Below are 11,964 nucleotides of genomic sequence, written 5' to 3'. Positions count from 1 at the left end.
GAGCTTCGGCTCCCTTTTTCATCTCTGCTATTTAGTGGTCGATAAATTTGATAACGATCACACTTCTCTATATTTATAAGTAAATCTTATCATTTCCATTTAAGAACATCATCCGATGTGTCGATAGATAAACCCATAACGCCGAACTAATTATCTGGATTATCTTTCGACAAGGAGTTGGCATGAGTGGACCTGTCAGTTTGATTAGGCCTACTGCATTAGTAGGTTTAATGAGTCAAGTGAACCCATCGGAACTGCCAAAGAGGGATGTCACCACCGCAGACAAGCCTTCAGTGGGACAACCGACTCATCTTACAGCAGCAACACTGGCAGGTAATGAGCTTTGTTATAGTATGCAAGCTAACGTTAGCCTGACACGAAGTAACGGAGCTGCGACGGGGAGTGAGTATGTTGCGATATCAAATGGACAAGGATCACAGCAAGGGGACTATTCATTAGCATTACTCGCTAAAGATGTTTACGCTCCTGCTGCTGGTAGCATCGGCGGGTTTACACGTTTGAGTGATGGTGAGTTACTGGCTGCGGGAATAGATCCGGCGAGTTTATTTAATAGTGCTTCAGGATTTCAGGCTGGGATTTATCATGATAATCAGCAGTATGTTTTATCCTTTGCCGGTACCAATGATGTAAATGATTGGTTAAGTAACATCCGGCAAGCCACTGGCTACGATGATGTACAGTATAATCAAGCCGTTGCTGTAGGGAAAACCGCAAAAATGGCATTTGGTGATGCGCTGGTGATTACCGGGCACTCATTGGGGGGCGGTTTGGCGGCGACCGCAGCATTAGCGAGTGGAACATTTGCGGTGACATTTAATTCCGCGGGTGTTTCAGACCACACCATAAATCGCCTTGGTATGGACCCCACTCAAGCACGGATTTCAGCAGGAAACGGTGGTGTGCGCTGCTATAGCGAACAATATGATTTGCTGACAGATGCACAGGAATCTACGTGGTTAATTCCTGATGCGGTAGGCCATAAAATCACTCTGACAAATAGTGACAAACTCACTGGGATAGATGATTGGCTGCCACATAAGCACCTTGAACGCCGCTTATCGGCACACAGTATTGATAAAGTGATCAGCTCAATGAGTGAACAACAACCTTGGGAGCGGCAGTATGCCTGAATCGACACTGGCAATGAGGGTGAGGCGCCATTTGCGTTATGCCATCTACGGTGTTTTGATGCCATTAATAAGTTTTGAGGGGCAGGCGATGACAGATATTAATACAGCTTTTACTGATCCGATTGTAATACCGATCGCTGATGCGATTGTCCACGGAGATGTAAAACAGATCCATCAGTTAGCAAATGAAAAGTTGTTGCAGCAGCAAGGTGATCGGTCGGTAACCCTGATGCAGTGGGCTATTCTCAACCAACAGCCAGAAAGTTTAGCGGCGTTGCTGCAAGAGCATGCTGATCCATTTCAGTCGGGCATGCAGGGTGATACCGCCTGGCATACGGCGGCTAGTGTGCAAGATGCGCATTACCTGCAAATTTTACTTGAAGGCCGTATGAAACCTAATGCGCGCAATAGTGTAACACTGGCGACGCCATTGGCTGCGGCTGTTATGGCTGGGCGCGGAGTTCAGGTTATCCTGCTGTTAGTTGCTGGGGTCGATCCGAATATGGCTGATCGGATGGGGGATACACCACTGCATTTAGCGGGCAAAACCAATGCGCCAGATCTGGCATTGCGGCTATTAAAAGCCGGTGCTGATCCTGAATTACGCAACAAGCAGGGGGCAACCTTTCAACAATATTTTGCCATGACGCCTTTGAATATTCAAAGTGCTGAAATGCAACAAAAACACCAGCAATTGAATACCTGGCTGCGCGGGAAGAAACTCGCTGAGGTTTATCAGCAGTAGCAGAATATTAGCCGGATAGGCTAAAACGCAACTTGAGTGCGGAATACAGTAAGGTTGTCGCCATCGTGCTGATAATAAAAAAGCCGCTGTTATAAGCGGCTTTTTCGCAAGAATGCTAAATCAATCAGCACTCTTGGTATCAGGTTTTTCCTTTGGCTTACGCCGCTTACCAACATTTTTGGCATCGCGGTGACGTACCTTAACCTTTACCTTCTCTTTGCTGGCTTCTTTTAGCTCTTTACGCTTTGCTAAAACCTTTTTAGAAGGTTTACCGGTGGTTTTTTCGCTTGGTGCCTTGCTGGTCGGGCGTAATTCATCAATAACCCGTGGCTTCAATGGTTCGTTCAGATAACGGCCAATTTTACCCAGCAATAGATGGTCATGCGCTTCAACTAATGAGATAGCAACACCTTTGCGCCCGGCGCGGCCAGTACGGCCAATACGGTGCAGATAGACATCAGATGTCAGCGGCAGATCAAAGTTGAATACATGACTGATATCGTCGATGTCGAGACCGCGTGAAGCCACATCAGTGGCAACCAGAACGTTAACCCGGCCATCGCCTAAACGAATAACGGCTTCGGTGCGCTTCGCCTGAACCATTTCACCTTCGAGGAACCAGGCGTTAATTCCGGCCTCACGTAGCCAACTAACCAGTTGGTGTACCTTTTCACGGGTTCTGACGAAAATGATGGATTTCTGCACTTCCGGTTGCTTGAGCAGATGCACTAGCAGCGCGGTTTTGTGTTCGATATTGTCAGCACGATAGTACCATTGCTGAATTTTTTTACGTTCGCGACGAGATGGATCGGCTTCCAACTCTACCGGCTCATTCAGGATGCGTTCCGCAAACTCACGGATAGCTTCACCTTCAAGCGTGGCGGAGAACAGTAAGGTTTGTTTACGCCAGCGAGTCTCTGCGGCGATGGTTTCAATATCCTGCGCAAAGCCCATATCCAGCATACGGTCGGCTTCATCCAGAATCAGGGTTTCTACTGCCCGACAGTCAAAGTTCTCTTCTTTGATGTATTGCAACAAGCGGCCAGTGGTCGCAACAACGATATCCTGATTTTCACTAAACACTTCCGCGTGGTTCATATAAGCCACACCGCCGGTGATCGTGGCGATATCCAGTTGTGTATGCTTGGCCAATTCACGGGCTTGATCCGCAACTTGCATGGCTAATTCACGGGTTGGCGTCAGGATCAGTATCCGTGGCGGGCCAGATTTTTTGCGTGGGAAATCGAGCAAATGCTGCAAGGCAGGCAGCAAAAAGGCGGCAGTTTTGCCAGTACCTGTTGGAGCCGAACCCAATACATCGCGCCCATCCATAGCTGGCGGAATAGCCGCAGCTTGAATGGCGGTAGGGCGCTCATAGCCTTTGTCGCGCAGTGCGTCAATCAGGCGTTCATCGAGATCGAGTTCGGAAAAATTGGTTACAGTCATGGTCTTCCTCTACTTGGGGCGCCGATTATAGACGGGTTAGCCGAATTCTTCACCTGTTTAAGCGGTAATGATGTCTTTTCCCTTCAATCATATTGTCCTATGCTACGCCGGTTATGGATTCTGGTGACTAATGTGGGCGAACAATTGAAAAAAAAACCGGTGTTACGTGGTGGTGGTTTCACTTTTAAACAATTCTTTGTGGCACATGACTGCTGTGCGATGAAGGTAGGCACTGATGGTGTTCTACTTGGGGCTTGGGTGCCGGTGGAAAAAGCCCGTAAAGTGTTGGATATCGGTTGTGGCAGTGGACTTATTGCTCTAATGATTGCTCAACGTTCAACATCTGAGGTATTGATTGATGGCGTTGAACTGGAGCCAGAAGCCGCACGGCAGGCAAGCAGCAATGCGGCGTCATCTCCCTGGGCTGAGCGGGTTCGTATTTATCAGCAGGACGTGCACCAGTTTGCTGAAAACCACCCTCATCAGTATGATCTGATTGTCAGCAATCCACCTTATTTTGCTCCGGCGGTCGCCTGCCGGGATGAGGCCCGCGATACTGCGCGTTACACCGGCTCCTTAACGCATGATGCTTTACTAAACTGTGCTGAGAAGCTTATCACACCGAGCGGTGCGTTTTGTGTGGTTTTACCTCATGACTTGGGAATTGAACTTTCCCGCCTTGCTATTCAACAAAACTGGTTCGTTCACTGCCAAGTAGACATCAGGGATCGTCCTGGTAAGCCGCTAAATAGAATGTTATTGACGTTATCGCGCCAGACGGGAGAGACGGAGTATCAGCATTTAGCTTTGCGTCAATCTGAAGGGGTCTACTCCCCTGAGTTTTGTCAGTTGATCAGCGAGTTTTATCTCAACTATTAGTTATCGTGATAAGTGGTTGTAGTGATAAGTCAAAAATCAGGATAAGCAGGGCGCGATAGTGAACCGCGCCCTGAAAAGCTATTATGGATGAAGAATGGTAGGCTGTGGATTCTCTATTTGATCAGGATAATCAAGCGTATAATGCAAACCACGGCTCTCTTTACGTTCCATGGCACAGCGCACGATTAACTCAGCGACCTGTACGAGGTTACGTAATTCCAGCAGATTATTGGAGATACGGAAGTTGGCATAATATTCATCAATCTCCTGCTGTAATGTATTGATACGGCGTAAAGCGCGCTCTAAGCGTTTGGTGGTGCGCACAATACCGACGTAATCCCACATGAATAAACGCAGTTCATGCCAGTTATGCTGAATGACGACACGTTCATCAGAGTTATCAACACGGCTTTCATCCCAGTCTGGCAAATGTTTCGCCAATTTGGCATGTGGCAAGCGCATAAGAATATCTTCAGCGGCAGACCAGCCATACACCAGGCACTCGAGCAGAGAGTTAGAAGCCATGCGGTTAGCGCCATGCAAGCCGGTATAGCTGACTTCGCCAATCGCATATAAACCATCCAGGTCAGTACGCCCATGTTGGTCTACCATTACACCGCCACAGGTATAGTGAGCAGCAGGTACGATAGGAATGGCTTCTTTGGTCAGATCGATACCGAGCGACAGTAGTTTTTCGTAGATCATCGGGAAGTGCTGCATCACGAAATCAGTCGGTTTATGACTGATATCCAGATACATACAATCAGCACCGAGGCGCTTCATCTCATGGTCTATGGCACGGGCGACGATATCACGCGGGGCCAATTCCCCTCGGGGGTCAAAATCAAGCATAAAGCGGCTGCCGTCAGGGCGCTTAAGGTAAGCACCTTCGCCACGTAATGCTTCGGTCAGTAAGAAGTTACGCGCTTGCGGATGGAACAAGCAGGTAGGATGAAATTGGTTAAATTCTAAATTAGCGACACGACACCCAGCACGCCATGCCATGGCGATACCATCGCCAGAAGAGATATCAGGGTTAGTGGTATATTGGTAAACTTTGGCGGCACCACCGGTAGCTAAAACGACCGCTTTAGCCCGAAAAGTTTCAACTTTCTCAAGCTCCCGGTTCCAGATATAAGCGCCGACCACACGTTTAGTGCCCGTCAGACCAATTTTATTGGACGTGATGAGATCGACAGCATTACAGCGTTCTTTCACTAAAATGTTAGGGTGGGTCCTTGCTTTACCTACCAGGGTGGTTTCTACTTCTTTACCTGTAGCATCAGCAGTATGCAGTATACGGCGATGGCTATGGCCGCCTTCACGGGTAAGGTGATAACGTTCTTCGCCGCTGGCATTGGTTTCGGTATCAAACAGGACGCCTTGATCAATAAGCCATTGCACGCAAGAGCGGGCGTTACTGGCAATAAACTCTACGGCGTCTTTATCACAAAGCCCGGCCCCAGCAATCAGGGTGTCATCGACATGTGAACTAATGCTGTCAGTTTCATCAAAAACGGCAGCAATACCTCCCTGAGCATAAAAAGTGGCACCTTCATTAAGTGGCCCTTTGCTCAGAACAGTTACTTTACAATGTGGCGCCAGGCGTAAAGCCAATGACAAACCGGCAGCGCCACTCCCGATGATCAATACATCGCTAACGTGTTCAGATGATGATTGCATATCGTATGATGTGTGCAGAAGAAGAGTGAAATTCATGTTAGCCTATCTGCCAGAGCAAAAGCTATGGCTATAAGATGTCTAAAGAATATTCAGACAAATAATCTGGCAACATGGAACTTTGCAATTTTTATAAACTCCAAGCGTGTGCTTGCTCAGGAAAATAAAGATATGGCTGGCAGTACTACTTTTAGCGTGAGGATAGATTTCGGGAGAGTTCACCTCGGATGAGCGAGCAGTTAACGGATCAGATGCTGGTTGAACGGGTCCAGAAAGGTGATCAGCAATCGTTCAATTTACTGGTAATTCGATACCAGCATAAGGTTGCGAGCCTTGTATCCCGCTATGTGCCTCAGGGTGATGTCCCTGATGTAGTTCAGGAATCTTTTATCAAAGCTTATCGTGCATTGGAGTCATTTCGTGGCGATAGCGCTTTCTATACGTGGCTTTACCGTATTGCTGTGAATACAGCAAAAAATTACTTAGTTGCTCAGGGGCGGCGCCCGCCATCCAGTGATGTGGATGCAAATGATGCTGAAAATTACGAAAATGCGGGTGCATTGAAAGAAATATCGAACCCTGAGAACTTAATGTTGTCTGAAGAATTGAGGCAGATAGTTTTTAAAACCATAGAGTCACTTCCTGAAGATCTGCGGATGGCGATTACACTCAGGGAGTTAGATGGTCTAAGCTATGAAGAGATAGCTGTGATTATGGACTGTCCGGTCGGTACTGTTCGTTCCCGTATCTTCCGTGCCAGAGAGGCTATCGATAATAAAGTTCAGCCGCTAATTCAGCGATAAGCGGACACATAAAGGGTATTTGGCATGCAGAAAGAAAAGCTTTCCGCTCTGATGGACGGAGAAACTCTCGATAGTGAGCTGCTTGGTTCTTTATCGAAAGATAAAGCATTGCAGCAAAGCTGGCAGAGCTATCATTTAATCCGTGATACCCTGCGGGGGGATGTTGGTGAAGTCTTGCATCTGGATATCGCCAGCCGAGTCGCAGAGGCACTCAAAAACGAGCCTGCTCGTTTTGTACCTATTGCTGTGCCTGAATCTCAGCCACAACCTCATGTCTGGCAGAAAATGCCTTTCTGGCAAAAAGTTCGCCCATGGGCCAGCCAGATTACTCAGGTTGGGGTTGCCGCGTGTGTTTCTCTAGCGGTAATTGTTGGGGTCCAACAATACAACCAACCCGAATCAGGTAATTTGCAACCAGAATCACCTGCATTTAATACCTTACCGATGATGGGTAAAGCCTCGCCAGTAAGTTTTGGTGTGCCTGCTGATGGTTCTTTCGGAACGTCTCAACAGCATCAGGTTCAGGAGCAACGTCGGCGAGTCAATATGATGACTCAATTGCAAGATTTTGAATTGCAACGCCGCTTGCCACAAACTGACGTGTTGCAGCAGCCTTCAACATCGACACAAGCCGCTATTCAGGTTCCCGGAACTCAGTCCTTAGGAATGCAGCAGCAGTAATGAAGCAACTTTGGTTCTCCGTCTGTTTAATGACGGGCAGCCTGTTCATGCCAACAATTGCTTCGGCGGAAACGACGCCGATAGCAATGTTGCAGGAAATGAGCAGTGCCAGCCAGTCGCTCAACTATGAGCTATCCTACATTAATGTTAATAAGCAAGGGATTGATTCTCTTCGCTATCGACATGCTATTTTAGATAAAAAAACCTTTGCGCAATTGCTGCGTATGGATGGCCCACGCACTGAGATCTTACAGCGTGGTAATGAAATAAGTTATTTCGAGCCTGGTTTCGATGCTTTCACTCTGGCGGGTGAACATATAGTTGATGCATTGCCGTCTATCGTATTCCCCGATTTTGAAAAGCTGTCAAAATTCTATAACTATATTGCACTTGGCCGTGCCCGTATTGCAGACCGACCATGTCAGGTTATTCGGGTAGTCGCCCGTGACAGTACCCGATACAGCTATATTATTTGGATGGATGAAACGAGCAAACTCCCAATGCGGGTAGATTTGTTAGATCGTGATGGTGAAACACTTGAGCAATTTCGTGTGATTTCTTTTGCTATCGGTGAACCTATTCAGGATATTTTGCAAGGTATGGTAAAGCTCTCTTTACCGCCATTGCTTGCATTACCCGCTAAAACCAAGGTTGATTTTACCTGGGCCCCACGTTGGTTGCCGGAAGGTGTTTCCGAGGTTTCACGCAGTCGCCGTACATTACCGAATATGGATGCACCAACAGAATCACGGTTATATTCTGATGGGTTATTCAGTTTTTCAGTAAATATAAATCCGGCGGGTAAAGATGCGCCTTCAGAGCAATCCTTACGTCAAGGTCGTAGAACTGTGCATACTGAAGCTCGTAATAATGTTGAAATTACCATAGTTGGCGAGCTTCCGCCTACAACTGCAAAACGTATCGCTGACAGTATTGTTTTGGAATCAACAAAATGATGAAAGAATGGGCTACAGTTATTTCGTGGCAAAATGGTGTTGCTCTATTGCGTTGTGAACCACAGTCTGGTTGTGGGAGTTGCAATGCGCGCACTGGATGCGGTAGTCATTTATTAAATGAATTGGGGCCGGAGTCGGAGCACCAATTACAAATAGCTATCTCGCAACCGCTTGAACCTGGTCAAAAGGTTGAAGTTGGTATTAGTGAGGGGAGTTTATTACGTTCTGCTTCTTTGGTTTATCTAACGCCTTTAGCCGGATTGATTGCGGGTGGCGGTTTATTTCAGGCTTTATTTGTTACCGATGCTTTTACTGCTCTAGGCGCTATTTTAGGTGCTGGGCTAGGTTTTTTGCTCGCCAGAACATTAGCCAGCAGAATTGAAGGACAGAGTGACTATCAACCAATGATTCTACAGATTGGTTTACCCCCAACGACTATACGAATTCAGTAACAGAATAATTCCTTTCTCTTAGCCATGATAGGCCGGAATACGGTTTTGTATCATGTGTTCAACTAAAGCAATAAAAAGATCGGCACTGATAAGCGCTGAGTAATCTACTGAGAAAAGTATGTTACCTTTAGCATCAAATAAGCGTATTTTATCATGATCTTTCTCGCGTAACGTCTCGACACGCAGGATGTCTTCAATGCTGATAATACCGTCTGTTGTAATTAATGAGTGTGCACTAAGTGAAAGTGGAGTTGTATCCATCTGAACATTTTTCACCATGATTACATTTAAAAGACCATGGTATATGAGTGATTTTAGCCAGTTGTCATTCTTTTTAATTACATCAAATACAATTGCTTTCCCTCGGGATAAAGAGTTTAAACTTACTATCCCGACATGCATGACTTGTTGATGGATGATTGTGTTTATCAGCGGGTAAGCATTAGTTATATTATTAATTATAATATTCCATGGCTGAAGTTTAGAGGTGCGAAATGCCATTGTGTTAATTTTGCCATTAGGGTTTACTCCTGTATGGTATTTATGAATGTATTGTATTTTATTAAATGTAATAAAATAGACATTTCCACTGTGATGATTGAAGACCCGTACTCCTTTCTCATAAAGAAAGTAGGTAAACATTGGATTACAGTGTAAGCGCAAATACAGGAAGGTACTCAGCGAGATAGCTGCAATAGCGACACATAAGATCGAAAGAATTGATGGGGTTGAAAAAATAGATGTCGCCATTGATAAAGTAATTATTATAAAACTAAATACTAATATAAGTATTATTGCGACGATAGTGGCTCTGGAGTTATTTTTTCTAAACTCATGGCGGCTCAGTATTTTTCCTTCATCAATCATAATATTCTCCATATGGCCGCCAAGAGGATATTTCACTTGGTTGTTATAAAATCACATGAATACTTTAAATTATTATCCAACAGGGTAAATGAGCATTTTCCGAAAATGAATTAATCATCAGTTCGACAAAATAGAAATATGTGCACCACTAAATTAGGCGTGTAGGGTATCTATCGTGCTGATTATAATCAGTTAAATAATACACACTAGCGAGCTTTATAAGCTATAGGCACAATAAAGTTATTGGTATTAAACTATTTTTACCGGGATATCAGCACGGAACAGCGCTAAGAGTATGTACTATCAATAGCGATGTAAGGTAAGGCGTTGATACATTTTAACAGGATAAATCAGCTAACAAGCTAAGTGTGATGCCTTTCACGAGGCAGACTTACAGTGTAAGATGCGTGCATATTTATGTGGGTAGTTTTGGGTTTGAGTCCATCGCTGTGTCCACCAATAATTAATTAAAGACAACGACTAGAGAAAAATTCATATAAATGAAGCACATAAGAAACTTTTCTATTATTGCCCATATTGACCACGGTAAGTCGACGCTGTCGGACCGTATTATTCAGATTTGTGGCGGATTATCTGAGCGTGAAATGGCCGCTCAAGTACTGGATTCTATGGATCTGGAGCGTGAGCGTGGTATTACCATCAAGGCACAGAGCGTGACGCTTGATTACCATGCTAAAGATGGTCAAACCTATCAGCTCAACTTTATCGATACGCCTGGTCACGTTGACTTCTCTTATGAAGTTTCCCGCTCCTTAGCGGCTTGTGAAGGGGCATTGCTGGTTGTTGACGCCGGGCAAGGCGTTGAAGCACAAACGCTGGCGAACTGCTACACCGCGATGGAAATGAATCTGGAAGTGGTTCCTGTTTTAAATAAAATCGACCTGCCGGCTGCTGACCCTGAGCGTGTTGCGGAAGAAATTGAAGACATCGTGGGCATTGATGCGACTGATGCGGTACGTTGCTCAGCGAAAACTGGTGTAGGTGTACCCGATATCCTTGAGCGTTTGGTGCGTGATATTCCGCCGCCAGAGGGTGATCCTGATGGTCCATTACAAGCGCTAATTATCGATTCCTGGTTTGATAATTATCTGGGTGTTGTATCGTTAATTCGTATTAAAAATGGCTCATTGCGTAAAGGCGATAAGGTTAAAGTAATGAGTACCGGGCAGAGTTATAATGCTGAGCGCCTCGGTATTTTTACACCAAAACGTATAGATCGCGATATGTTGAACTGCGGTGAGGTTGGCTGGTTGGTGTGTGCGATAAAAGACATTTTAGGCGCACCGGTCGGCGATACATTGACTCTGACCCGTAACCCGGCGGAGAAGTCATTACCTGGCTTTAAGAAAGTAAAACCACAGGTTTATGCCGGTCTGTTCCCTATTAGTTCAGACGATTATGAAGCTTTCCGTGATGCTCTGGGCAAGTTGAGTCTTAATGACGCCTCTTTGTTCTACGAACCAGAAAGCTCCACCGCATTGGGCTTTGGTTTCCGCTGTGGCTTCCTCGGCTTACTGCATATGGAGATCATTCAGGAGCGTCTGGAGCGTGAGTACGATCTGGAGTTGATCACCACCGCACCGACGGTCGTATATGAAGTGATCACCACCAGTCAGGAAACCGTTTACGTTGATAGCCCATCTAAGCTGCCGGCGTTGAACAACATCGAAGAGCTACGCGAGCCAATTGCTGAGTGTCATATGCTGTTGCCGCAGGAATACCTGGGTAACGTCATCACGTTGTGTATTGAAAAACGTGGTATGCAGACCAACATGGTTTACCACGGTAACCAAGTGGCGCTGACGTATGAAATTCCGATGGCTGAAGTGGTGCTCGATTTCTTCGATCGCCTGAAGTCGACATCCCGTGGCTACGCCTCGCTGGATTACAATTTCAAACGTTTCCAGACCTCTGACATGGTGCGTGTTGATGTGTTAATCAACAACGAGCGTGTAGATGCGCTGGCGCTTATTACCCATCGTGATAATGCGCAATACCGTGGCCGTGATCTGGTTGAGAAAATGAAAGAATTGATCCCGCGCCAGCAATTTGATATTGCAATTCAGGCTGCTATCGGTAACCACATCATTGCCCGTTCTACTGTGAAACAGTTACGTAAAAACGTACTGGCGAAGTGTTATGGCGGTGACGTTAGCCGTAAGAAGAAACTTTTGCAGAAACAGAAAGACGGTAAAAAACGTATGAAACAGGTCGGTAACGTTGAATTACCGCAAGAGGCTTTCCTGGCTATTCTGCACGTTGGAAAAGACAGCAAATAAGGAG

Annotated in this window: 11 protein-coding genes; 8 read left to right on the top strand and 3 right to left on the bottom strand. The window is 45.9% G+C overall.

Features of this window, described 5'->3' with window-relative positions:
• Positions 1-182 precede the first annotated feature (182 nt).
• Both Q2T71_RS15670 and Q2T71_RS15665 read left to right on the top strand, forming a co-directional pair.
• The gene (locus Q2T71_RS15670; RefSeq protein ID WP_372559698.1) at positions 183-1,151 is read left to right on the top strand and encodes a phospholipase; all 969 of its coding nucleotides are present in this window, start codon (positions 183-185) and stop codon (positions 1,149-1,151) included.
• Positions 1,152-1,239: 88 nt separating this feature from the next.
• A complete protein-coding gene (locus tag Q2T71_RS15665; protein WP_372559941.1) occupies positions 1,240-1,896 on the top strand; it encodes an ankyrin repeat domain-containing protein in 657 nt (218 codons plus the stop codon).
• A gap of 120 nt (positions 1,897-2,016) precedes the next feature.
• Here the strand turns inward: Q2T71_RS15665 and srmB are convergent, their stop codons facing one another.
• A complete protein-coding gene (gene srmB, locus Q2T71_RS15660; RefSeq protein WP_005188653.1) occupies positions 2,017-3,342 on the bottom strand; it encodes an ATP-dependent RNA helicase SrmB in 1,326 nt (441 codons plus the stop codon).
• A gap of 132 nt (positions 3,343-3,474) precedes the next feature.
• Here srmB and Q2T71_RS15655 point away from each other — a divergent pair, with 132 nt between their 5' ends.
• Positions 3,475-4,221 carry a tRNA1(Val) (adenine(37)-N6)-methyltransferase gene (locus Q2T71_RS15655; protein ID WP_193784872.1) on the top strand — a complete coding sequence of 249 codons (747 nt, stop codon included), beginning with the start codon at positions 3,475-3,477 and terminating at the stop codon, positions 4,219-4,221.
• 81 nt (positions 4,222-4,302) lie between these two features.
• Here Q2T71_RS15655 and nadB read toward each other — a convergent pair whose 3' ends face one another.
• Positions 4,303-5,904, bottom strand: a complete 1,602-nt coding sequence (gene nadB / locus Q2T71_RS15650) for an L-aspartate oxidase (RefSeq protein ID WP_193784795.1) — start codon at positions 5,902-5,904, stop codon at positions 4,303-4,305.
• 224 nt (positions 5,905-6,128) lie between these two features.
• Between nadB and rpoE the strand changes: the two genes are divergently transcribed.
• The 4 genes from rpoE to rseC are packed head-to-tail and all read left to right on the top strand — an operon-like array spanning position 6,129 to position 8,793.
• Complete coding sequence (gene rpoE, locus Q2T71_RS15645; protein ID WP_005159396.1) at positions 6,129-6,704, top strand: RNA polymerase sigma factor RpoE; 576 nt, start codon at positions 6,129-6,131, stop codon at positions 6,702-6,704.
• A 24-nt stretch (positions 6,705-6,728) separates the two neighbouring features.
• Positions 6,729-7,385: an anti-sigma-E factor RseA gene (gene rseA, locus Q2T71_RS15640; protein ID WP_083163122.1), complete on the top strand. Its 657-nt coding sequence runs from the start codon at positions 6,729-6,731 to the stop codon at positions 7,383-7,385.
• Complete coding sequence (gene rseB / locus Q2T71_RS15635; protein WP_372559697.1) at positions 7,385-8,341, top strand: sigma-E factor regulatory protein RseB; 957 nt, start codon at positions 7,385-7,387, stop codon at positions 8,339-8,341. The genes rseA and rseB overlap by 1 nt, the downstream gene beginning before the upstream one ends.
• Positions 8,338-8,793, top strand: coding sequence for a SoxR-reducing system protein RseC (gene rseC, locus Q2T71_RS15630; RefSeq protein WP_083163126.1), 456 nt, complete (start codon positions 8,338-8,340; stop codon positions 8,791-8,793). The genes rseB and rseC overlap by 4 nt, the downstream gene beginning before the upstream one ends.
• An 18-nt stretch (positions 8,794-8,811) precedes the next feature.
• Here the strand turns inward: rseC and Q2T71_RS15625 are convergent, their stop codons facing one another.
• Entirely contained in the window at positions 8,812-9,660 is an 849-nt protein-coding gene (locus tag Q2T71_RS15625; RefSeq protein ID WP_372559696.1) for a hypothetical protein, read from the bottom strand.
• A 500-nt stretch (positions 9,661-10,160) separates the two neighbouring features.
• Between Q2T71_RS15625 and lepA the strand changes: the two genes are divergently transcribed.
• Positions 10,161-11,960 carry a translation elongation factor 4 gene (gene lepA, locus Q2T71_RS15620; protein ID WP_083163131.1) on the top strand — a complete coding sequence of 600 codons (1,800 nt, stop codon included), beginning with the start codon at positions 10,161-10,163 and terminating at the stop codon, positions 11,958-11,960.
• The last annotated feature ends 4 nt before the right edge of the window (positions 11,961-11,964 follow it).

Origin of the sequence: Yersinia sp. 1652 StPb PI (genome assembly GCF_041538345.1) — a bacterium.
Lineage (GTDB): Bacteria > Pseudomonadota > Gammaproteobacteria > Enterobacterales > Enterobacteriaceae > Yersinia > Yersinia enterocolitica_E.
This window is presented reverse-complemented; position numbering and strand designations above follow the sequence as displayed.

What these genes read in the sequence shown, in the direction of transcription:
- srmB (WP_005188653.1), bottom strand. Translation starts at nt 3,342, where the DNA reads ATGACTGTAACCAATTTTTCCGAACTCGATCTCGATGAACGCCTGATT.
- rpoE (WP_005159396.1), top strand. Translation starts at nt 6,129, where the DNA reads ATGAGCGAGCAGTTAACGGATCAGATGCTGGTTGAACGGGTCCAGAAA.
- rseB (WP_372559697.1), top strand. Translation starts at nt 7,385, where the DNA reads ATGAAGCAACTTTGGTTCTCCGTCTGTTTAATGACGGGCAGCCTGTTC.
- lepA (WP_083163131.1), top strand. Translation starts at nt 10,161, where the DNA reads ATGAAGCACATAAGAAACTTTTCTATTATTGCCCATATTGACCACGGT.
- rseA (WP_083163122.1), top strand. Translation starts at nt 6,729, where the DNA reads ATGCAGAAAGAAAAGCTTTCCGCTCTGATGGACGGAGAAACTCTCGAT.
- rseC (WP_083163126.1), top strand. Translation starts at nt 8,338, where the DNA reads ATGATGAAAGAATGGGCTACAGTTATTTCGTGGCAAAATGGTGTTGCT.
- Q2T71_RS15670 (WP_372559698.1), top strand. Translation starts at nt 183, where the DNA reads ATGAGTGGACCTGTCAGTTTGATTAGGCCTACTGCATTAGTAGGTTTA.
- nadB (WP_193784795.1), bottom strand. Translation starts at nt 5,904, where the DNA reads ATGCAATCATCATCTGAACACGTTAGCGATGTATTGATCATCGGGAGT.
- Q2T71_RS15625 (WP_372559696.1), bottom strand. Translation starts at nt 9,660, where the DNA reads ATGATTGATGAAGGAAAAATACTGAGCCGCCATGAGTTTAGAAAAAAT.
- Q2T71_RS15665 (WP_372559941.1), top strand. Translation starts at nt 1,240, where the DNA reads ATGACAGATATTAATACAGCTTTTACTGATCCGATTGTAATACCGATC.